21 protein-coding genes are annotated in these 21,467 nt (G+C 67.8%); 13 read left to right on the top strand and 8 right to left on the bottom strand.

The genetic code is table 11. The annotated features are described in order from the left end of the window. The 4 genes from qcrB to ctaE all read right to left on the bottom strand — a co-directional run. A partial coding sequence (gene qcrB, locus ON32_RS07905) for a cytochrome bc1 complex cytochrome b subunit (protein WP_051132982.1) occupies positions 1-1,110 on the bottom strand: 1,110 nt, incomplete at its 3' end. After that, positions 1,107-2,303 (bottom strand): cytochrome bc1 complex Rieske iron-sulfur subunit, encoded by a 1,197-nt coding sequence (gene qcrA, locus ON32_RS07900; protein WP_083874190.1) that lies wholly within the window; start codon positions 2,301-2,303, stop codon positions 1,107-1,109. The genes qcrA and qcrB, both read right to left, overlap by 4 nt. Then, positions 2,300-3,163 carry a cytochrome bc1 complex diheme cytochrome c subunit gene (gene qcrC, locus ON32_RS07895; RefSeq protein ID WP_083874186.1) on the bottom strand — a complete coding sequence of 288 codons (864 nt, stop codon included), beginning with the start codon at positions 3,161-3,163 and terminating at the stop codon, positions 2,300-2,302. The genes qcrA and qcrC overlap by 4 nt, the downstream gene beginning before the upstream one ends. A gap of 46 nt (positions 3,164-3,209) precedes the next feature. Further along, a complete protein-coding gene (gene ctaE, locus ON32_RS07890) occupies positions 3,210-3,824 on the bottom strand; it encodes an aa3-type cytochrome oxidase subunit III (protein WP_083874185.1) in 615 nt (204 codons plus the stop codon). A gap of 441 nt (positions 3,825-4,265) precedes the next feature. Here ctaE and trpD point away from each other — a divergent pair, with 441 nt between their 5' ends. After that, the gene (gene trpD, locus ON32_RS07885) at positions 4,266-5,324 is read left to right on the top strand and encodes an anthranilate phosphoribosyltransferase (RefSeq protein ID WP_051132979.1); all 1,059 of its coding nucleotides are present in this window, start codon (positions 4,266-4,268) and stop codon (positions 5,322-5,324) included. Positions 5,325-5,342: 18 nt separating this feature from the next. On the opposite strand, the gene ON32_RS07880 is transcribed toward trpD, so the two are convergent. Further along, positions 5,343-5,618, bottom strand: a complete 276-nt coding sequence (locus tag ON32_RS07880) for an Lrp/AsnC family transcriptional regulator (RefSeq protein WP_040790073.1) — start codon at positions 5,616-5,618, stop codon at positions 5,343-5,345. A gap of 784 nt (positions 5,619-6,402) precedes the next feature. Between ON32_RS07880 and ON32_RS07870 the strand changes: the two genes are divergently transcribed. The 11 genes from ON32_RS07870 (at position 6,403) to ON32_RS27615 (ending at position 15,991) form a co-directional block, all read left to right on the top strand. Next, positions 6,403-6,975: a C40 family peptidase gene (locus tag ON32_RS07870; RefSeq protein ID WP_040790069.1), complete on the top strand. Its 573-nt coding sequence runs from the start codon at positions 6,403-6,405 to the stop codon at positions 6,973-6,975. Between the two features lie 176 nt (positions 6,976-7,151). Beyond that, the gene (locus tag ON32_RS07865) at positions 7,152-8,225 is read left to right on the top strand and encodes an NlpC/P60 family protein (RefSeq protein WP_040790068.1); all 1,074 of its coding nucleotides are present in this window, start codon (positions 7,152-7,154) and stop codon (positions 8,223-8,225) included. A gap of 4 nt (positions 8,226-8,229) precedes the next feature. Further along, positions 8,230-9,222 carry a hypothetical protein gene (locus ON32_RS07860; protein WP_040790067.1) on the top strand — a complete coding sequence of 331 codons (993 nt, stop codon included), beginning with the start codon at positions 8,230-8,232 and terminating at the stop codon, positions 9,220-9,222. A gap of 24 nt (positions 9,223-9,246) precedes the next feature. Then, positions 9,247-10,374, top strand: a complete 1,128-nt coding sequence (locus ON32_RS07855) for a glycosyltransferase family 4 protein (RefSeq protein ID WP_040790065.1) — start codon at positions 9,247-9,249, stop codon at positions 10,372-10,374. A gap of 49 nt (positions 10,375-10,423) precedes the next feature. Beyond that, positions 10,424-10,810: a polyketide cyclase / dehydrase and lipid transport gene (locus tag ON32_RS07850; protein ID WP_040790064.1), complete on the top strand. Its 387-nt coding sequence runs from the start codon at positions 10,424-10,426 to the stop codon at positions 10,808-10,810. Positions 10,811-10,854: 44 nt separating this feature from the next. Then, positions 10,855-11,292 (top strand): SRPBCC family protein, encoded by a 438-nt coding sequence (locus tag ON32_RS07845; RefSeq protein WP_040790063.1) that lies wholly within the window; start codon positions 10,855-10,857, stop codon positions 11,290-11,292. A gap of 110 nt (positions 11,293-11,402) precedes the next feature. Continuing rightward, complete coding sequence (locus ON32_RS07840) at positions 11,403-12,671, top strand: ArsA family ATPase (RefSeq protein WP_040790062.1); 1,269 nt, start codon at positions 11,403-11,405, stop codon at positions 12,669-12,671. Further along, positions 12,668-13,147 (top strand): hypothetical protein, encoded by a 480-nt coding sequence (locus ON32_RS29445; RefSeq protein ID WP_174361610.1) that lies wholly within the window; start codon positions 12,668-12,670, stop codon positions 13,145-13,147. Before ON32_RS07840 ends, ON32_RS29445 begins: the two co-directional genes overlap by 4 nt. After that, the gene (locus ON32_RS07830) at positions 13,144-14,118 is read left to right on the top strand and encodes an ROK family protein (RefSeq protein WP_040790061.1); all 975 of its coding nucleotides are present in this window, start codon (positions 13,144-13,146) and stop codon (positions 14,116-14,118) included. The genes ON32_RS29445 and ON32_RS07830 overlap by 4 nt, the downstream gene beginning before the upstream one ends. A gap of 218 nt (positions 14,119-14,336) precedes the next feature. Then, positions 14,337-15,062, top strand: coding sequence for a lysophospholipid acyltransferase family protein (locus ON32_RS07825; RefSeq protein ID WP_040790060.1), 726 nt, complete (start codon positions 14,337-14,339; stop codon positions 15,060-15,062). Positions 15,063-15,157: 95 nt separating this feature from the next. Then, entirely contained in the window at positions 15,158-15,991 is an 834-nt protein-coding gene (locus ON32_RS27615; protein ID WP_083874183.1) for a phosphoribosylanthranilate isomerase, read from the top strand. A gap of 709 nt (positions 15,992-16,700) precedes the next feature. On the opposite strand, the gene ON32_RS07810 is transcribed toward ON32_RS27615, so the two are convergent. Then, positions 16,701-18,014 carry a prenyltransferase/squalene oxidase repeat-containing protein gene (locus ON32_RS07810; RefSeq protein WP_040790056.1) on the bottom strand — a complete coding sequence of 438 codons (1,314 nt, stop codon included), beginning with the start codon at positions 18,012-18,014 and terminating at the stop codon, positions 16,701-16,703. A 196-nt stretch (positions 18,015-18,210) separates the two neighbouring features. Between ON32_RS07810 and ON32_RS07805 the strand changes: the two genes are divergently transcribed. Further along, positions 18,211-19,491, top strand: a complete 1,281-nt coding sequence (locus tag ON32_RS07805) for an FAD-binding oxidoreductase (RefSeq protein WP_040790085.1) — start codon at positions 18,211-18,213, stop codon at positions 19,489-19,491. Between the two features lie 253 nt (positions 19,492-19,744). Here ON32_RS07805 and ON32_RS07800 read toward each other — a convergent pair whose 3' ends face one another. Both ON32_RS07800 and ctaC read right to left on the bottom strand, forming a co-directional pair. Continuing rightward, a complete protein-coding gene (locus tag ON32_RS07800; protein WP_040790055.1) occupies positions 19,745-20,161 on the bottom strand; it encodes a cytochrome c oxidase subunit 4 in 417 nt (138 codons plus the stop codon). A gap of 13 nt (positions 20,162-20,174) precedes the next feature. Then, positions 20,175-21,266: an aa3-type cytochrome oxidase subunit II gene (ctaC, locus tag ON32_RS07795; RefSeq protein WP_051132980.1), complete on the bottom strand. Its 1,092-nt coding sequence runs from the start codon at positions 21,264-21,266 to the stop codon at positions 20,175-20,177. Between the last annotated feature and the right edge of the window lie 201 nt (positions 21,267-21,467).

Here is a 21,467-nt window from a genome sequence, read left to right as displayed (position 1 = left end):
CGGACGCTGCAACAGGTTGTGATGCGCCCCGCTATCCCCGGTCAGTCGCTTCTCGATCCACGGGTAGGCGATCAGGACGGCGAACACCAGACCCATCGTCAACGCCACCCAGAAGACCGCCGGGACGGTGTGGTTGCCGATGTACAGCTCCCACGGCGGCATCAATCGGGCCAGACCGTCGGTCCACATCATGTAGAAGTCCGGCTGCGAACCCGCCGACACCTGCGAGGGGTTGTACGGACCCAGGTTCCAGATCGGGTTGATCTGCAGCACACCGCCCATGATGGCGACGAAGCCGAGGGTGAGCGCGAAGAACGCGCCCTGGTCGGCGGCGAACACCGGCACGATCCGGGAACCCACCACATTGTTCTCGGTGCGGCCGGGGCCGGGGAACTGGGTGTGCTTCTGGTACCACACGATCGCCACATGCGCCGCGATCAGCGCCAACATGATCCCGGGGAACAGCAACACATGGGCGATGTACAGGCGGGGGATGATGATCTCGCCGGGGAAGTCACCGCCGAAGATCAACCAGTGCAACCAGGTGCCGATCACCGGGACACCGATGGTGATACCGGAGAACGCCGCCCGCAGACCGGTGCCCGAGAGCAGATCGTCGGGCAACGAGTACCCGAAGAAACCCTCGAACATCGCCATGATCAACAGCAGCGACCCGATCACCCAGTTCGCCTCACGCGGCTTGCGGAACGCGCCGGTGAAGAAGATCCGGAACAGGTGCACGATGATCGAGGCGGCGAACAACAACGCCGCCCAGTGATGCACCTGCCGCACGAACAACCCGCCGCGCACCTCGAAGGAGATGTTCAACGCGGTCTCGTACGCCCGCGACATACCGACACCGCGCAGCGGCTGGTACGCGCCGTCGTAGGTGACATGCGCCATCGACGGGTCGAAGTACAGCGTGAGATACACACCGGACAGCAACAGGATGATGAAGCTGTACAGCGCGATCTCACCCAACAGGAACGACCAATGCGTGGGGAAAACCTTGTTTATCGAGCGCTTGACGAACGCGGCGGCCCGGTACCGCTCGTCCATCTCGTTGACCTGGGCGGCCATCCGGCGGCCCACTGCTTCTCCAACACTCATGAACGACGCTCCCAGAAGGCCGGGCCGAGCGGCTCGATGAAGTCGCCGTTGGCGACCAGGTAGCCCTCGGGGTTGACGGTGATCGGCAGCTGCGGCAGCGCCCGGGCGGCCGGGCCGAAGACCGGCTTACCCCATTCGGTCGCCGAGAACTGCGACTGGTGGCAGGGGCACAGGATTCGGTTGGTCTGCTGCTCGTACAGCGAGGTCGGGCAGCCGAGGTGGGTGCAGATCTTCGAGTAGGCGAAGTAGTCGCCGTAGTTGAAGCTCTCCTGACCCTTGCGCTTGATGGCCTTCTGCGCGTCCTCGGTGCGCAACCGGATCAGCATGACGGCATTGCGGATACCGCGCAGCGATTCCAGGGTGGCGTGCTCGTCCCCGCGCCATTCCTCTTTCCACGGGAACACCGTTTCCATGGCGCCCGCATCCAGATCCTCGGGACGGACCAGCACGATGTCCTCCGGGCGACCGGTGTCGCGGCGCAGGTAGACGGTCTGGCCCGGGTAATCCGGCGTCCAGCCGGAAACCCACAGCGGCGACTTGTCGCCCTTGGCCCAGGGGTTCTTGACCATACCGCCGACGAACAGCAGCAGGGCACCGATACCGAGCACACCGACACCGGCACCGGCGGTGCGGGTGATGAGCTTGCGCCGACCCAGGGTGGAGGTCTCCAGGGCATCACCGAGCTCGGCGGCGAGCGTACGACGGTTCACCTCGTCGGACGGACCGTCGTGGCGCTGCTGCACCGCCAACTCCGCCGGGATGAACTTCTTGCGGATGAGCACCACCGCGATACCGATGGCCAGCACCGAGAGACCGAAGGTGAGACCGTACAGCGGGGTGGTCAGCGAGTACAGGCCGTGGCCCTCCTCGTCCTTGCCCTTGTACTCCCACGGCCAGAACAGGAACACTCCGACCAGCGCGAGAGCGGCCAACGCGGAGATGGCGAACCACAGCGCGACCTGGCGCTCGGCCCGTTTCTCCGCGCGGGTTCCGGGCACCGGGAACCGCTCACGGCGGTAGGCCACGTCGACGCCGTCGAGTTCGGTACCGAGCCGAACCAACTCGTCCCGCGACATCGCGTCCAGTTCCGCCTCGGTCAGCTTGGCGGCGGCCTCCGGTGTCATCGGAGGTCGCTGCGCGTCCGTCTGCCCCTCTTCCGGGCGACCCATGTCCTTAGGCTCCTGTTCGCTCATGACCTCGATCCGATCCACATCGCCGCACCGACGGTCAACACGATGCCGACGACCCATATGGCCAGGCCCTCGGTGGCGGGGCCGAAACCGCCCAGGCTCCAACCACCCGGCGCCTTCGCCTCCATCGAATCCTTGACGTAGGCGATGATGTCGCGCTTCTCCTCCGGGCTCAGCTGCCGGTCGGAGAACTTCGGCATATTCTGCGGCCCGGTCAGCATCGCCGTGTAGATCTGCTGCTCGGAGGCCGGTTCCAATGGCGGGGCGAACTTACCGGACGACAACGCACCGCCACGACCGGTGAAATTGTGGCAGGAGGCGCAGTTCATCCGGAACAGCTCGCTACCGCGACCGATATCGCCCCCGCGCAGCGACTCCTGGGCGATCTCGCCATTGGCGTCGCGAACCACGCTCGGCCCACCGCCGTGGGCGGCCACGTAGGCGCTCAGCGCGTCGGTCTGATGGGCGTCGAACTTCGGCGGCTTCCGCTCGGCCTGGGCCTCGTTGCGCGTCATCGGCATACGCCCCGACGACACCTGGAAGTAGACGGCGGCCTCACCGACGCCGATCAGGCTGGGCCCGCGGTCGGTGACACCCTGCAGGTTGGCGCCGTGGCAGGTGACGCAGGAGGTCTCGTAGAGCTGCTGCCCCTCGCGGACCAGGGCGGCGGTGTCGTTGTTCGCCGTGGCCACCTGCGGCTCGGGGGTGAGCGCCGAGGCGAGGAAACCGGCTCCGACGAGACCCACCAGGAGCGCGAGCCCGCCCGCGATACGACGACGGACGCGGCGCTGCCTGCGCGTCTTGCCGGCCTCGCCGTGCCCGGTGCGCTCGGGCCTTGGCGCTGTTGGGGGAGATGAACTCATCTGTATCCCTTTGGAGTAGACGGAACCGATGTGCAGAAGTCTGGCGTCAGCGGACGAAGTAGATCGTGCCGAACAGCCCGATCCAGACGATGTCGACGAAGTGCCAGTAGTAGGAGACGACGATCGCGGCGGTGGCCTGCGCCGGGGTGAACTTGCTCATCTTGGTGCGCGCGAGCAGGAACAGGAAGGCGATCAGACCACCGATGACGTGCAGACCGTGGAAACCGGTGGTGATGAAGAACACCGACCCGTAGGAGCTGCTCGAGATGGTGGTGCCCTCGTTGGCGAGCGAGTAGTACTCGTAGCCCTGGCCCAGGACGAAGAACAGGCCCATGAAGAAGGTGAGGACGTACCAGCGACGCAGCCCGAACACGTCACCGCGCTCGGCCGCGAACACGCCCATCTGGCAGGTGAACGAGGAGGCGATGAGCACGGTGGTCACCGGGACGGCCAGAGCCAGGTTCAGGTGGGTGGGTTCCGGCGGCCATCCGGCCTCCGACGCCTGGGCGCGCGCGACGAAGTACATCGCGAAGAGGCCGGCGAAGAACATCAGCTCGCTGGACAGCCAGATGATGGTACCGACGCTGACCATATTGGGCCGGTTCAGCGAATGCACACGCTGGGTTATGGCCGATCCTGGGGTACCTACTGCGGTCGTCACGGGGGTAAGTATGACCCTTCGTAGTACGACGGGCGTACCCGGGTTCCGATCTTGGCGCTTCGTGTCGGAAAACGCCGAGCTCCCGGGCGCGCCGGCCCACTTCTGGCGTGTTGCGCGACGCGAATTCCGGACCGGGCGGTCGGCTGCTTTCCGAACAGCGCGAACGGCCGCGCCCGCCTAAGCTGACCACGGACGGAGCCGGTCGGCGGATCGGCGTGGCGGCCCGGTTTCCCGGCGGCCTCCCCCGACGCCATGGTCGGCCGCGCCACTTGCGGATCCATCGACCACAATGGCCGAAGACCCGACTCGGGCCCCGGCGGAACCGGCGCGCGAGGAGAGGGAACTCACGGTCGCGGGATCGGCCCGGCCCACGCGACCGCGGGCAGGTCGAACAGATCCCGACCCGTGCCGCCGGCGGGTGGTGCGATCGAACACAGGAGGATGAGCGTGCGCAGTTGGCCCCAGGTGCTCGGAACCCTCGCCGACGGCGGCGACCTGACCGCGGACGACACGACCTGGGTGATCGACGAGATCTTCTCCGACAACGCCACCTCGGCGCAGATCGCCGCGTTCGGCATCGCGCTCAAGATCAAGGGTCCGACGCCCACCGAACTGTCCGGTATGGCGACCGGCATGCTCGCCCGCACCCGATCGGTGCCCATCGAGGGCGATGCGGTGGATATCGTCGGCACCGGCGGCGATCGATCCGGCTCGGTGAACATCTCCACCATGTCTTCGATCGTGGTCGCCGCCGCCGGGGTTCCGGTGGTCAAACACGGCAATCGGGCGGCGTCCTCGAAGAGCGGCGGGGCCGATGTGCTCGAGGCGCTCGGCGTCCGGCTCGCACTCGGGCCGGAATCGGTGGCCCGATGTGTCCGCGAGGTGGGCATCGGTTTCTGTTTCGCGCCGCTGTTCCACTCCGGTCTGCGTTTCGCCGGTCCCGCCCGCAAGGAGATCGGCGTCCCGACCGTCTTCAATGTGCTCGGCCCGCTCACCAATCCGGCGCAACCCCGGGCGGGACTGGTCGGCTGCGCCTTTCCGGACCTGTTGGAAACCATTGCCGGGGTGTTCGTCCAACGCGGCGCGAGCGCGCTGGTGGTGCGCGGCCGCGATGGCCTGGACGAGATCACCACCTCCGATGTCACCGATGTGTGGGTCGTGTCGGACGGGCGGATGCGACGCACCGTCATCGATCCCACCCGGTTCGGTATCGCCCGCGTCGACCTGGACGCGCTGCGCGGCGGTGACGCACAGGTCAATGCCGGGGTGGCCCGGGACGTTCTGGCCGGCACCTCGGGACCGGTCCGCGATGCGGTCCTGGTGAACTCGGCGGCCGCCATCGTGGCCTACGAGATGTCCCGCGGCGCCGATCCGGATGCCGATCTCGACGATCGACTCGGCGCGGGGATCGAGCGCGCCGCCACCGCCATCGACAGCGGCGGGGCGGCGGCGCTGCTGGACCGCTGGGCGAAACTCACCGAGGAGCTCGGCCAGAGCTGAGACCTCCCACCGAAAGCTCTACTCCCCCAGGGAGAAACCGGCCTCCACATCGGCCCGGGAATAGGATTTGAACGCTATGTGCGTGATGGTCCGGAGCACGCCGGGTGTCTTGTCGATTTCACCGGTCACCACCTCGGCGACCCGCTCGTGGTCGCGCACCCGCACCACGGCGATCAGATCGACATCACCGGCGCACGAATACACCTCGGAGACGCCCTCGATATCGACGAGCGCCTGCGCGGTCTCCGGGATCCGGCTGTTGTCGGCGGTGATCATCACGATCGCGGTAATCATGTTCCCAGCCTAGGCAGCGGTCGGACATTCGTGGCGGCGCGGCCCGGGGCCTCGTGACCGGGTCGGAATCGGCCCGTCGCCCGGTCCCGACCCGCGGGGGTTCGCCCGCCGGCTCGGAAATCGACACATCCACGTTCCGAAAGCGATGGTTTCACCGGTCCGGAGCGGAGGAAGGCATTCGGCCGGGAGGGAGTTCCGGCACCTCGTTCTCTTTGCGCGTGGCCCCACCGGCGCGATGCGCTTTCGGAGCTTCGTCGCCGTGGACCGTCCGAGAGATCTCGGATGCGCGACCGGTGAACGAGACGAAGTGGAACCGAGTTTTCTTCCCCCGCCAAACGATCTTCATACCGAAAAGCAGCCCAGATCACACATCATTCGTTATTGCTATTGATTTCGAGTGATGCACCGGCATATGCCAGGGACCCCCACCTCACACAGAGGGATGAACGAAAGCCCGTCGACCCCCGCGCGAAACGATCTTCACCCCACCAACCCAACACGTGAACTACCTGCGGAAATCTCCGGAGAACAGGCCGCACCCACCATTCACCTCGAATGGGCACAACCCCCGACATCAGTCACCGCGACACGCCCGACCGTTACCTTTCCGAGACTTTGTGACAGTTCTCGCACCCGGAATTTCGCATGGACCGGCACATTCCCGCTCGACGGGGGTCACGCCTTTACAACCGACCGTGACCTGTTCGTAACCTCTCCGAGACCTCGCGGAGTCCGTTGCGTCACCGGACGCGACGCGTGGGGCCAGATTGGAAGTAACCGCATCATGGCGACCAACACCGTCAAGCGACAGGCGCGGCGCGTAGCCGCCGCCGGAGCCGTCGGCGCGGCCACCCTCGGCGCGTTCCTGCTTCCCGCCGCCCCCGCCGCGGCCCAACCACTGACCGTTCCCGGCGTCGGAACGTTCGAGGTGCCGGACGAGATTCCGGTGCCGGCGAATATTCCCGGCGTGCCGAACGGCCAGGCTCCGACACTGCCCTTCGTCACGCCCACCAAGACCGCCGGTGAGCTCGCTCTCGACGCGGCGCTGTCCAAGCAGGGCTCCCCGTACGTGTACGGCGCCGCGGGTCCGAACGCCTTCGACTGCTCGGGCCTGGTGCAGTGGGCCTACCGTCAGGCGGGTGTCGAATTACCGCGCACCAGCGGCGCACAGCTGGCCTCGGGCATGCCGGTGGGATTCGACCAGCTGCAACTCGGCGATGTGGTCTCGTTCTACGGTGGTGGTCATTCGGGCCTGTACGCCGGTAACGGCAATATCGTCCACGCCCCGAACTCGGGCAGTACGGTCCAGGTGGCCCCGATCTCGTCCATGCCGTTCGCGGGCGCACGTCGCTACTGACCCCGACATCGGGGGCCGCTCTACCTCGAGCAGCCCCCGATCGACCCGCGACACGACCCGATGTGACCGTTTCGTGCCGTACTGGACACCTACCCGAGCCGTTCCGTAATGTAATCGAGATCTTTCGCCCGAGATTCGTTTCGGCACACGGCTTCACCAGGAAGGCACGCCAACCCGTGGCAGTACACCAGCGGAATCGCGGTACGGGACGGGTCGCACGCACCGCCCTCGCCGCGAGCATTGTCGCGACCGCCCTGTGGAGTGGCGCCCAGGCGAGCGCCGAGCCACCGGCTCCACCCGCAGCCCCGACCACGGCGAGCGAGGCCGTGCAACAGATCATCGATCTGTCCCGCCGCGCCGAACAGTTGAACCAACAGGCACTGAACGCCCAGGCCGATCTCGACGCCAAATTGGTCGTGCAACACGATGCCGAGGCGAAACTCGCCGCCGCCACCGCCGACGTCGCCGCCGCCCGCGCCGAGGTGGAGCGGTACCGGCCGGTCATCGACCGCACCGCCATCGCCGCCTACAAGGGCGCCCGCACCAACCGCCTGTTCTCGGTGCTCGTCAGTGATTCCCCGCAGCAACTGCTGGACCAGATGTCCACCCTCGAGGTGGTGGCGACCCGGACATCCGATCAGTTGAAGCGCTACAAGGCCGCGATCGATGCGGCCACCGATGCGGCATCCGCCGCCCGGAGCAGCGCCGACGCCGCCCGTGCGGCCGCCGACCAGGCCAATGCCGTCCGCACCGATCTACAGCGCAAACAGGCCGAACTGTCCGGCGCCATCAGCACGGTCATCGAGGCGTGGGACACCCTGTCCGCCCAGGACAAGGCCGCCCTGGCCGGTTCTCCGTTCCCACCCGGCTTCGATCGCGACAGCCTGCTCGCGGATCTGGTGCCCGGCAGCGGCGCCAGCGCCCTGGCCGCCGGGCTCACCCGCGTCGGCGACCCCTATGTGTGGGGCGCGGCCGGTCCGGACCAGTTCGACTGCTCCGGCCTGGTGCAATGGGCGTTCAAACAGGTCGGCAAGGATGTGCCGCGCACCAGTTCCGCACAGGCCGCCTTCGGCACCCCGGTCGACCGGGCCGATCTGCAACCCGGTGATGTGGTGTTCTTCTACGACGACATCTCCCATGTGGGCATCTACGCGGGCAACGGGCTGATGTTGCACGCGTCCACCTTCGGTGTTCCGGTGGCGGTCGCCCCCATGGACTCGACTCCGTACCATTCGGCCCGGCGTTTCTGACCCCGTGTTCCCGCGGCGACCGTGGACCCGGGCCGCGCGCCGGCGCGCCCGTTTCGCACTCGCCGCCGTGTTCGTCCTGCTCTCGGCCGGTATCGGAGCGGTTCCGCTGTTTCCGTATTCCTCCACCGACACGACCGGTCCGGACCACGGCGCACCGGCCGGACCGGCGCCGGGCCCGGCGTATGCCGATCCGCGACTGGCCGAGATCTACCGTCTCACCGAGCCCCATGGGGCGGTGCATGTGCGACGGGTGGACGCCGGAGCGGACGAACCGGCCCTGGTGGTCGGCCATCCGGACCGGCGAGAGCAGATGAATGCGCTGGCCCGCGACCTGCCCGCGGCCACCGCGGCCATCACCGAATTGTGGGGACGGGACTGGTCGCGCTCCCCCGTGGTGGTGATCGCCTCGACCCCCGACGAATTCGCTGCCCTGGCCCGGGTCACCGATCGGCTCTCCGCGGAGGTCGCCGCGGTCAGCGTCGCCGACCCGTTCCCGCCGGGCGCTCGCCCCACCGGGCAGCGGGTGGTGTTCGGCCCCGATACCGCCCACCGCCTCGACCCTGCGGGTCTGCGCACCCTGCTCCGGCACGAACTCACCCATATCGCCACCCGCGCCGCCACCGTGGACGGCTCGCCGCTGTGGATATCGGAGGGTTTCGCCGAATACGTCGCCCATCGCGGCACCACCCGTTCCTTCGCCGCCATCGCCCCGACTCTGACCGCCGAGCTGCGCGCCGGGTCCGTACCCACCGACCTCCCCACCGACGCCCTGTTCCGCAGCGAGCGCGCCGCCACGGCCTACGAACTCGCCTGGGCGGTCTGCGCCTACCTCGCGGAGAAATACGGGGAGCAGCGTCTGGTCGCCCTCTATCGGCGTCTCGCCGCCGAAGTGTCGACCCCGACCGGTCTCGATACCGCATTGCACGAGGTCCTCGGTGCCACCCGCGCGGCCGTACTCGCCGAATGGCGCACCTGGCTCACCGATCGCGGACACTGATCGGACACCCAGTAGGTTATCGGTATGGCTCGAACTCTGCTGGTTACCAATGATTTCCCGCCTCGACCGGGAGGTATCCAGTCGTACCTGCAGGCATTGGCCGGGCAACTGGCTCCGGACGAGCTGGTGGTGTACGCGCCGCGCTGGCGGGGAGACAGCCACATCAAGTTCGATGCCGAGCAGAAATACCAGGTGGTCCGCCACCCCACCACATTGATGGTGCCGACCCCGGCGGTATTGCGGCGCGCGCGAAAAATCCTGCGCGCCGAACACTGCGATACGGTCTGGTTCGGCGCGGCGGCGCCGCTGGCACTGCTGTCGCCGGCATTGCGTCGGATCGGCGCGGAACGCATTCTGGCCAGTACCCACGGACACGAGGTCGGCTGGTCGATGGTGCCGGGCGGACGACAGGCGCTGCGCCATATCGGCGAACACACCGATGTGGTGACCTATGTCAGTAAATACACGCGGGCGCGGTTCGCCTCCGCCTTCGGCCCGAACGCGGCGCTGGAGTATCTGCCGCCGGGGGTGGACACCGAAACGTTCCGACCGGATTCGGCGGCCCGCGAGGAGCTGCGCCGCCGTTACGGGCTGGGTGACCGGCCGACGATTCTGTGCCTGTCCCGACTGGTGCCGCGCAAGGGCCAGGACGCGCTGATCGTCGCCATGCGCCGGATCCGGGAACGGATACCGGGGGCGGTGCTGGTGATCGCCGGTGGCGGGCCGTATCAGGAACGGCTGCGTGTCCTGGCGCAGGTCTGCGAGGTGACCGACGATGTGGTGTTCGTCGGTCGGGTGCCGTCCGCCGAATTGGCCGCCCACCACACCATCGCGGATGTTTTCGCCATGCCGGCGCGCACCCGCGGAGCAGGCCTGGACGTGGAAGGCCTGGGCATCGTCTACCTGGAGGCGTCGGCCACGGGAGTTCCGGTGGTGGCCGGTCGTTCCGGGGGCGCCCCGGAAACGGTGCGTGAGGGAGAGACCGGACGTGTGGTGGACGGTCGCAGCGACGACGAGATCGTGGAGGCGATCTGCGGTCTGCTCGCCGATCGCGATGCCGCGGCGGCCATGGGTATGGCCGGACGAAGGTGGGTGGAACGGCATTGGCGTTGGGACGCCCTCGGCGCACGTCTACGGCAGCTGTTGGCCTGAGCGGTCGGCACCCGACAGAGCCGAACGCCCATCCATTACGCTCACCAGGGTGAGCAGCATCCAGGTCGCAGACCAGACGTTCATCGCCGCCCCCGGCGCCGCCGTGGCCGCCGTGCTGGCCGAACCGGGCCGGTGGCGGCGGTGGTGGCCGGATCTGACACTGGATGTCCGAGAGGATCGCGGCGACAAGGGAATTCGCTGGACCGTACAGGGCGGACTCACCGGCACCATGGAGGTGTGGTTGGAGCCCTGCCCCGCGCTCGACGGGGTGATCCTGCACTACTTCCTGCATGCCGAACCCGTGAATCCGTTGCCCCCGCGTCGACTGGCGGAGGCCAATCGGGCCCGGCGGGTGGCGGGCAAGGTCATGTCCTTCGAACTCAAGGACCGGCTGGAGGCCGACCGGCCGGCCGGCGTCACCCCGATCGCGTCCTGAGCTCCACCCCCGGACACCATCGTCGAAAGGAACCGCAGAACCCCATGGCCGACCGGACGAAGAGATCGATCGTCATCGCCGCGCCCGCGGAGCAGGTGATGTCCGTTATCGCCGATCTACCGTCCTACCCGGAGTGGGTCGAGGCGGCGAAATCGGTCGAGGTGCTCGAGTCCGGTCCCGACGGTCGCGCCCGCCGCGCCCGATTCGTCCTGGACGCCGGGGTCGTCAAGGACACCTATGTGCTGTCGTATACGTGGCGGCCGGACCACCGGTCGGTGAGCTGGAGCCTGGTCAGCGGTGAACTACAGAAAACGCAGGACGGCCGATACGACCTGATCGAGCGACCGGACGGCAGCACCGAGGTGATCTACGAGCTCACGGTGGACCTCAACATCCCGATGATCGGCATGTTCAAACGCAAGGCGGAGAAGGTGATCACCGATACCGCGCTGAAAGAACTGAAGAAACGGGTCGAAGGCTGACCGGGCAGCATGCGCGGGACGAGGCGCACCGCCCTCGCGGTGACGCCCCGGACGCGCGCGGCTTCGACCGTACGCGCGACGCGCACACCCCACCCGGGACCCGGGTCGAATTGTTCATCGGCAAGGGTGGGGTCGGTAAGACGACCCTGGCCTGCGCCGCGGCCATGGCCTATGCCCGACTGGGGCAGCGCGTCCTGGTGGCCTCACTCGACCAGGCGCATTCGCTCGGCGACGCTCTCGGTTTCCGCTTCCCCCACGATCCGGGCACCGTCGCGGGGATCACCCGGGTGCTACCGGGGTTGGAGGTGATCGAGCTCGATTCCCTTGCCCTGCTCGAGGATCGTTTCCGCGATGTGGTGGATCTGTCGGCCATCGGTCCCGGGCACGAGCACGGAATCGACCCGACCGCACTGGATCCCGCCGAACTGACCGGTCTGCCCGGCGTGCAGGAGCTGCTCATGTTGGTGGAGGTCGCCCGATACGCCACCGACGACGAGTGGGATGTGATCGTGTTGGACTGTCCGCCCTCGGCCGATATGTTGCGCATCGTCACCGCCCCCGAGACCCTGCTCGGTTATCTCGACCGGGTTTGGCCGCCGCACGAGCGGATGCGCGGCGTCATCGGCGGCGACCTGCGTCGGGCGGTGCTCGCGACCACGGTGCAGCGGATCGTGGAGGCGGTGAGCGAGGTCCGGGATCTACTGGCCGACCACACCCGAACCGCCGCCCGACTGATCACCGTCCCCGAACGGGTGGCGGTCGCCGAATCGGCGCGGGTACGGTCGGCGACCGCGCTGCTCGGGCTACGCCTCGAGGCGGTGGTGGTGAACAAGGTGCTGCCGGCGGTGCCGGACACGGCTCCGGATTCGGAACATCCCGCGGTGCAGTGGTATCTGCATCGTCGCGCCGAACAACTCGATGTGATCACCGGTCTGCGCCGGGCCATGCCGGAGGTTCCGGTGCTGGTAGCCGCACACACCGGTCCGGAACCGGTGGGGCTGGGTCCGTTGGCGGCACTGTCGTGGCGGGTCGCGGACGAGGCATCCGACGGCTCGGCCGGCGACGAATTCGACACGGCGAACGGTGTCGGACACAATCCGGCGGTGGACCACGCCGGATCTCCGGAGCCGGTGGTGCGCTTGGAATCGGGCGCGGGTCTGCAGTCGGTGTACGCCATGCGCATGCATCTGCCGGTGGCCGATCCCGCGACGCTGCGCCTGGGACGAGTGGAGGACGATTTGATCGTGGGAGCGGACGGGGTCCGACGCAGACTGCGCCTGGCACCGGTATTGCGGCGATGCACGGTCAGCGCCGCGGAACTGGACAACGGCTATCTCGTCATCCGTTTCCGGCCCGACCCTCGGGTATGGCCGGAATGAGCGAGACCGCGACCGACCCCGGCGACGGTCTGACCGAATTCGCCGAAGAACTCAAACAGCTCGCCGAGACCCTGTTGGAACGCGTGGAGCCGATACTGCGGCACACCGCCGAGGCCGACGGACCGGAGTGGACCGGCTGCGCCTGGTGTCCGCTCTGCGCCGCCGCGGCCCTGATCCGCGGGGAACGGCACGAGGTGGTCACCGCGCTCGCCGAACACGGCACCGCCATCGTCACGGTGCTGCGCGAGGCCCTGGCCGGAGTTCCGGTGGAACCGGTGATGCCGCACGATCACGGAACGAAAAACGGCGGCGCGCACGGCGATTCGCCGGATTCCGAATCCGCCGGTGAATCACCTGTTTCGGAGGCCGCCGCGCCCGGGACCGATCCCGCCCCGGGCGGCGCACCGCCGGCCGGGCGCACCCACCGATCCGGCCGCGCCCGCTACACCGATATCCCCGTGACGATCAGAACATGACCGACCACAGCGCGGCCTGCCCCTTGACCGTCGGTATCGATATCGGTGGCACCAATATCCGTGCCTCGGTGGTCGACGGCGCGGGCGAGGTCCTCGACACCGTGCAGGCGCCGACCCCCCATTCGGTTCCCGCTCTCGACGATGCCCTGGATCTCGCGGTGCGTGAACTGGCGCGGCGGCATCCCATCGGCGCGGTCGGACTGGCGGTGGCCGGTTTCATCGATAGCGATCGACGCACCGTCCGCTTCGCTCCACATCTGCCGTGGCGCGACGACCCGGTGGCGCACCGGCTGACCGAACGTCTGGGCCTGCCCGTTCTGCTGGAGCACGATGCGAACGCGGCCATGTGGGCCGAATACCGGTTCGGCGCCGCCGCCGGCGGGCACACCGTGGTGTTGGTGGCCATCGGCACCGGGATCGGCGCGGCCCTGCTCGTCGATGGCAAGTTGTATCGGGGAGCGCACGGCATCGCGCCCGAGCTCGGGCACCTGCAGGTTGTTCCGGAGGGCCGGGCGTGCGGCTGCGGTAAACGCGGCTGTTGGGAAAGGTATTGCAGCGGAACGGCTCTGGCCGAGACCGCGATCGAGATGCTGGCCACCGACCGGACGTCATCGCTGCTGGCCAAGGAGGTGCTCGCCGATCCGGGCGCGTTGACCGGGCGCCGTGTGGCCGGCGCCGCCCACGACGGCGATCCCCTCGCCCTGCGGGCGATGGCGGATTTCGCCCGCTGGCTCGGCCTCGGCCTCGCCTTCATCGGCGATATCTTCGACCCCGACCTGGTGGTCGTGGCCGGCGGGGTGAGCAGTTCGGCGCCGTTGTTCCTGGACGAGGCCCGCGAGGAGTACGCGGCCGCGCTCACCGGTCACGGCCACCGTCCCCTCGCCCGTATCCGCACCACCCAGTTGGGCGAGGCGGCCGGCATGATCGGCGCCGCCGAACTTGCCCGCGGCGCGCTCATCGCCGGCCGGTGAGGCGCGTCCGTTCGAGCCGATATTCCCTCCCGGACAGGCGGACCGAGGGCCGACTTCCGCCGCACCCCGGTGATCTGCGGGAAAGGTCCCGATGACATATCCGAAACACCCTGGTGAGATCTGTCGCGGCGCTTGGAGGTGATCGGCGGGCGGCGGTAGAGTCGGCAGCGAGAGGTGTGTCCCCATCAATTCATCCCGGTTCTCGGAGTAAGGACGTCATGTTCTACTGGCTGCTGAAATTCGTGCTGCTGGGTCCCTTCATCCGCATCTTCAACCGACCCACGGTGGAGGGTGTGGAAAATATCCCGGCGGAGGGCGCGGCCATCATGGCGGGCAATCATCTCTCCTTCGCCGACTGGCTCTTCGCACCGCTGATGAGCCCCCGGCGGATCAACTACCTCGCGAAGGCCGAATACTTCACCACCCCGGGATTCAAGGGCCGGCTGCAGAAGTTCTTCTTCAGCGCCAGCGGCCAGTACCCCATCGATCGGCGCAGCGCCGACGCCGCCGAGGACGCCCTCAATGCCGCGCGCGCCCTTCTCGAACAGGGTCGCCTGGTCGGCATCTACCCCGAGGGCACCCGCTCCCCCGACGGCCGGCTGTACAAGGGCAAGACCGGTCTGGCCCGCCTGGCCCTGGAGACCGGTGTCCCGGTCATCCCGGTCGCGGTGATCGGCACCGACAAGGTGAGCCCGCCCGGACCGTTCCGGTGGCGCTTCCGCAAGGTGACCGTCAAATTCGGCAAGCCCATCGATTTCTCCCGCTACGAGGGAATGGGCGGTAACCGGTTCGTCGAACGCGCCGTCACCGACGAGATCATGTACGAGCTCATGCGCCTGTCCGGCCAGGAGTACGTGGACGTCTACGCCGCCACCCTGAAGAAGGGCGTCCCCTCCGGCCCTTCCTCCCACACTCCCCGTATCCCGGAAACTGCCGCCGGCTGAGCCGAACGAAACGAAGCCTCCGAGATCGTCGTAACCCCGCGTCGGCAAAGTCGACGTAACCCGACGACGTAACCCGACACTGCTACCGTGGTCGAGTGGCGGTGCGCGCAAAACTGTGCGGTATTCGATCGCAGCAGGATCTGGATATCGCGGTGAACGCCGGTGCCGACGCGGTCGGTTTCATCTCCGGAACGACCCATTACAGCGAGGATGCGCTGGCCCCTGAGCAGGCCGCGAAACTGGCCGCGTTGACACCGCCGTTCGTCAACCGCGTCCTGGTGACCCATCTGGAGGACGCGGACGGCATCCTCGCGCTCGCCGACCGGATCGGCGTCGACACCATCCAGCTGCACGGCCTGATCGATACGACCACCGTGCGCAGGGTGCGCGCCGGGGCGGGCGGGCGCACGATCATCCGCGCGGTTCACGTCGTCGGTGACGAGGCCGTGGACATGGCATTGGAAACCGCCGCGCACTGTGACGCCGTGCTGCTCGATTCCCGGACCCCCGACCGGCTGGGCGGTACCGGCCTGGTCCACGATTGGTCGATCAGCGAACGTATCGTCGACACGCTCGCCGCCGTGCACTGTCCCGTCATCCTGGCCGGTGGGCTGAACGTCCGCAATGTGGCGACGGCGATCGCGCAGGTCGGACCATTCGGGGTGGATGTGAACAGCGGGGTCGAAACCGCCTCCGGCGATAAGGACCCCACCCTGTGCGCGGCGTTCGTCGCGGCGGCACATCAGGCCGATCAGTCGTTCCACACCTCCATGGCGACGGCAATGAGTACGAGCACCCCGGCCGAGAGGGTGGCCGCGGTGATATCCGAGCCGCCCAGTAGCGCGCCGAGCACAGACGCGACCACGGCCTCGTTGAGCCCGACGAGACCGGCCGTCACCTCGTTCAGCTCACGCAGGGCCGGCCAGTAGCAGGCGAATCCGGGCCCCAACAGCAGCGCGCCGATCGCCGTCAATGCGGCGAAGTCGGTGGCCGCCGGGGCAGACCCCACGGTGATGGCGAGTCCGAGCAACGGGGTGCCCAACGCCGCCGCTGTGACCAGTTGCAGTCCCGCGGCCGTCACGGCGGGACGACCGGCGGATTCCCGGACCACCAGGGTGATCAGCGCGGCCACACAGCAAGCGCTCGCCAGGGCGAGCAGACATCCCGCGAGCGCCGGCGCGAGCGCCGATCCACCGGGCGGATGACCGGCGACCAGCCCGATCGCCAAGGCCACGAGGAGCAGTTCGAGACCGACCGTCACGGTCGGCCGGCGTCGGCCCCGGACGATCCGCTCGACGATGAGCAGCACCGGCGCGGTGAGATGCAGCGCCACCACCACCGGTAGCGGCCCGATGTGCAATGCGGCGACATACAGCGCCAGATTCAACACCTCGAGCACGCCCAGGCGCAGGAACAGTCCGGGCGCGGTACGAAAGTCCCGCCAGGGCCTGCCCCCGGTGAGCAGCGCGAACCCGAGCAGCGCGACCCCACCACCCGCGGCGACCGGGGCCGCGGGAAAACCGTCGGCGCCGATATGGGCGATCAACGCACTCGACGCACCCCACAGACCGGTGGCGACGAACAGCAACGCCAGACTTCGGCCGGTGTTTTTGCCACGGCCACCGACGGGGACGCCGGTCATGACAGCAGGAAGGTCACCACGGGTAGGACCACGGCGGTGTACGCCGCGAAAACCGCCGTCGCGATCCGGGTCTTGGACACCGACGCCAACCGGGTCGCCACCCCGGTGAAGGCGCCGAGGGCGAGAAACAGACTCCCCCACACCACCAGGGCACGGCTACCGATCTCGCCGAGCCCGTCGGCCAACAACACCCCCAGCAACGCGATGGTGAGCCCGGACAGCCCGGTCACGGCGAGAACGAGGGCACCGCTGTAACTGTTCATCACCATCGACCGGCCGCCCACCGCCACCAGTTCCTGGGCATCGGCGGGGTGAGCGCCCTCGACTCGGCAGATCAGGTCGAAAACCTTCGCCGGACTAACCCGTTCGTTCACCACCTTCCGCACGCGGGTCATGGCCTCCAGACCCTGCACGGTGGCATAGGACGTCACGAACCCTTCCGGGGAGGTGCGGAATCCACCGCGGTAGGTGGCCATCGGCTCGATTTCCTGCAGCTCGAGCAGATCCACCAGACCACGCCGCACCCCGGGGTCGAAGATCGTCCGATCGTCGGCGGCGACCACCGCGCCGACGGCGAGGTGCAGGCTCAGATGGCGCCAGGTGTCGGCGGTCTCGCCACGCCGGAACGGCTCTTCCTCGACCGGGTAGGTGCCATGTCGCAGCCCGTCGAGCAGTCGGTCCACCACCAGCGCGCGCACCCGGTCGACTCGTTTGCCGCCGACGCCCGCGATCTCCGGACGCGCCAACAGATAGGCGGTGAGCGCGTACGCGTACAGGGGGCGGATACGCGGATCGTCGTCCAGCATCATCGAGACCAGTAGGGAGGTGCCGCGCAGCAGCGCCTGCGCCGCCGACTCGTGAACCGTCGCGATATCGACCAGGGCGTGCACGGCGCTGGTGGTGGCGGTGACGGATACGGAGCCGACCGGGCCCGCCAACCACCACCCGCCGGTGTCGGGGTCCTGTTCGGCGCACAGCGCGGTGAGGCATTCCAGCACATCGGGATCGGTGGGCCCCACCCCTAGACAATGCAGGGCACGCAACCGCCAGGACAGGTCGATGGGCGAACGGAAATGCCATTCGCCACCGGCGGTGCCGACCACGTGTCGGCGGATCAGCGCGCGGACGGCCTCCCCGTTCGGTACGGGCCGACCGGCCGAGTGCAGCGCGACGACCACTTCCGCGGTGTTCTGCGGATTGGGCGGGACGTCCGACACCCATCCCCATCCGGCCCCGCCGTGTCCGTCGTGGATCTGGCTGCGGCTCAACCAATCCACCGCCAGGGTGATCCGGTCATCGATGTTCGACACGTCCCCTCCCCTCCTCATACCCGGCACCTACCCCGCCGGCGTGCGCGAATCCCGGGATCACGGTACCGGCAGCGAATGACAGGTGATGGTGTTTCGGACCGGATTCCGCCAGTTCGGACGGGGTGAACGCGAGTGCCGGGAATGGGTGGCCCACCGATATCGCGCACACGCGCACAATCTGGTTAGCTTTCGTGCCATGAGCACGCCGCACGTTGTATCCGCCGCCGAATACCTTCCCCGTGACACCGCGGATGTCGTTCGCACCGTTCGGGATTCCCGGGATCGGTCCAAGCCGCTCATGGTGCACGGCGGCGCACCGAGCGCGGACGGTCTGGCGGTGCCGGATCAGCGTGCCGTGGTGTCCCTGCGTCGGATGAACGCCATCCTCGATATCAACTTGGGTCGGGGCACGGTGCGGGTCCAGGCCGGGGCGCGACTGTCGGATGTGGACCGGCGGATCGGCGCGCACGGACTGGGGTTGCCGATCGTCGGCGACCATCGGGAGATCACCGCGGGCGGTTTCGCGTCCGTGGGCGGGGTGAGCACGGCCTCGCACCGGTACGGGCTGTTCATCGACCAGATCCTCGATCTCGAATACGTCGACACCGACGGCCGGATCGGCACCTGCGGCCGCGATCATCACACCGACCGCTTCTACCGCATCCTGGGTGCCGGTGGACGCGCGGGCATCATCACCGCGCTCACCCTCGACACCATCGAGATCGACAAGGACAACACCTGGCTGTCCACCGAGGCCGACCGCTTCCTCGATTTCGACAGTTTCGTCGAGCACGCCTACACCGAGGTCGCCAAGCCGCGGGATGCGGTCCTGCAGGTGGGCCGCTGGGTGGACACCGCACCGTTGAAGGTGTCGCGGCCGGTGGGCACGGGGCAGATGCATCTGGGCACCGTCCGGTTCGGCCAGTGGTCGAGCCTGTACCCGACCGCACCGACCCGGTCGCTGCGCGCCCGCCGCGAGGTGGGGAGCCGGGCCCGGCGCTCCCTGGGCGCCATCGCCTCGGCCACCAGCGGCCGCGCGGCGGGTATGCCGGTGCGCAATGCCGCGGCGGGCGCGGTGCTGTTCACCCCCAAGGTGCTCACCCTGCGCGACGCCGAATATCTGGCCGATACGGTGATCAGCTCGTCCGAGCGCGGGCCCGCCTTCCGGGTGAGCGTCTTCGCCCCGCTGTCGAACTACACCTCGGTGTTCTACCGACTCCACGATCTGTTCGCCGGGCACCGGGAGCGCACGGGCTGCTTCACGGTCATCTCCGCCATGACCTACGGCATCCGTTCGCAGTATCTGCGTCTGGAGTCGGCGGCCCGCGGCCTCCCCGACGGTGATCACGGCCTGATCACCTTCACCTGCCGGTTGCGGCCCACCGCCCTGCCGTCGGAGCAGTTGCGCGACATCATCACCGCGATCGACGAGATCTGCGTTTCCGAGAACAGCATCCGCTACGAATCGGCCGAATAGACCGGCCCGGCGCCCCGATACCGACAGAGCCCACCTCCGATCCGCATCGGAGGTGGGCTCTGTGGTGAGAAGAGAAAACGGGCTCCGAAAGGAGGCCCCGAAAACGATAAGGGGTTGCGGCCCGTCATACGTTTCGGCACCCGGGACACATACGCCGAAGGCGCAGGTCTCGGGTGCCGAAAGGTCGGATTCTCAGGGCCTCGACCCCGCGCCGCCGACCGGCGGCGCCATTCCACTCAGTGCTTCTCGGGACTCAGTGCTTCTCGGGACCGAGGTAGTACTCGAACACCAGTCCGCCCGCGGCGAGCAGGATGAGCACCACGCCGAGGCCGATCAACCAGAACTGGAAGAACGCGAATCCCAGGGCGGTCACCGAGGCCGCACCGGCCAACAGAATCGGCCAGAAGCTACCGGGCGAGAAGAAGCCCAGGTCGCCCGCGCCGTCCACGATCTCGGCGTCCTCGTAGTCCTCCGGTCGCAGGTCCAGGCGGCGCGCCACGAAACGGAAGTAGGTGCCGATGATCAGCGACAGGCCCGCGGTGAGCACGATCGCGGTGGTCCCGGCCCATTCCACGCCGGTCCGGGACTGGGAGGTGAAGTATGCGTAGACCACGCCCACGAGCACGAAGAAAATCGTGAGCAGTTCGAAAATCCGGGCTTCGATCCTCATCTCAGATCTGTCCTCACTTGCTCTCGGCCGCGCTCTTCACCGTGCGGTCGGTGTTGAACGGCCTGGTGGAGGTGGCCACCGGGGATTCGCCGATGGACTCGAGCGCCGCGGAGTTGGTCATACCCTGCTGACGCGCCTCGATATAACGCTGGAACTTCTCCGGCGATACGGCCCGGACCTCGAAGTTCATCATGGAGTGGTAGGTACCGCACATTTCCGCGCAACGCCCGACGAACGCGCCTTCCTTCTCGATCTCGGTGATCTGGAAGACATTGTCGGAGTTGTTCTCCTTCGGGTTGGGCATCACGTCCCGCTTGAACAGGAACTCCGGAACCCAGAAGGCGTGGATGACGTCGGCGGCGGCCAGCTGGAACTCGATGACCTTACCGGTGGGCAACACCAGGACCGGGATCTCGTTGCTGGAGCCGATGGTCTCGATCTTGTCGTAGTGCAGGTAGGACAGGATGTCGTTCTCCGGCCTACCGTGCACCGGTCCGGGCTGCGGATGCCCGTGTTCGGGGTCGATGCGCTCGCGGTAGGCGTCGAGCTGCTCCTGGTTGGCGGCTTCGCGCACGGTGTCGACACCGTTGTAGGTGAAACCGTTCTTCAGATCGACCTCGCGGTAGCCGAACTTCCAGTTCCACTGGAAGGCGGTCACGTCGACGACGACATCGGGGTCCTCGATCTTCTCGTGCACGTAGTTCTGCACGACGACGGTGAAGTAGAACAGCACGGCGATGATCACGAACGGGATCGCCGTGTAGGTCAACTCCAACGGCACGTTGTATCCGGTCTGCCGCGGGAATTCCGGATCGCCCTTCTTCTTGCGGTGGAAGGTGATCGTCCAGAAGGTCAGGCCCCACACCAGCACACCCATCAGCAGGGCGGCGATCACCGACCAGGTCCACAGTTCCCGCATCCGGGTGGCCTGCGGGGTGACACCCGAGGGCCAGCCGAATCGCAGGACGACATTGTCGATCGAGCAGCCGGAGACCAGCAATGTGGTGATCCCCAGGGACACCGCCAGCCCGGCCCGCCGCAGGAAACGGCCCCGCCGCCCCCGGGCGGGCCGTGCCCCGATCTCGTCGCTCGCCTTGTGCGCCACGCTCACGCCTTCCTGGTCGCCACACATTCCGACAATGCACCGCCCGTTCGGTGACCGACCGGACGATACGTTCACAGCTGAAGTTCGGACCCGTCGAGTGGCGCTTACACGGTCTCGCGCACCACCACTCGACACAGCCCGAGTACTACGCAGCGTAGACCAAACACACGGCAGCTTCGCCGTCGGGTCGGTTGTGTCCGA

Source organism: Nocardia paucivorans NBRC 100373 (assembly GCF_000308675.1).
Lineage (GTDB): Bacteria > Actinomycetota > Actinomycetes > Mycobacteriales > Mycobacteriaceae > Nocardia > Nocardia paucivorans.
This window is presented reverse-complemented; position numbering and strand designations above follow the sequence as displayed.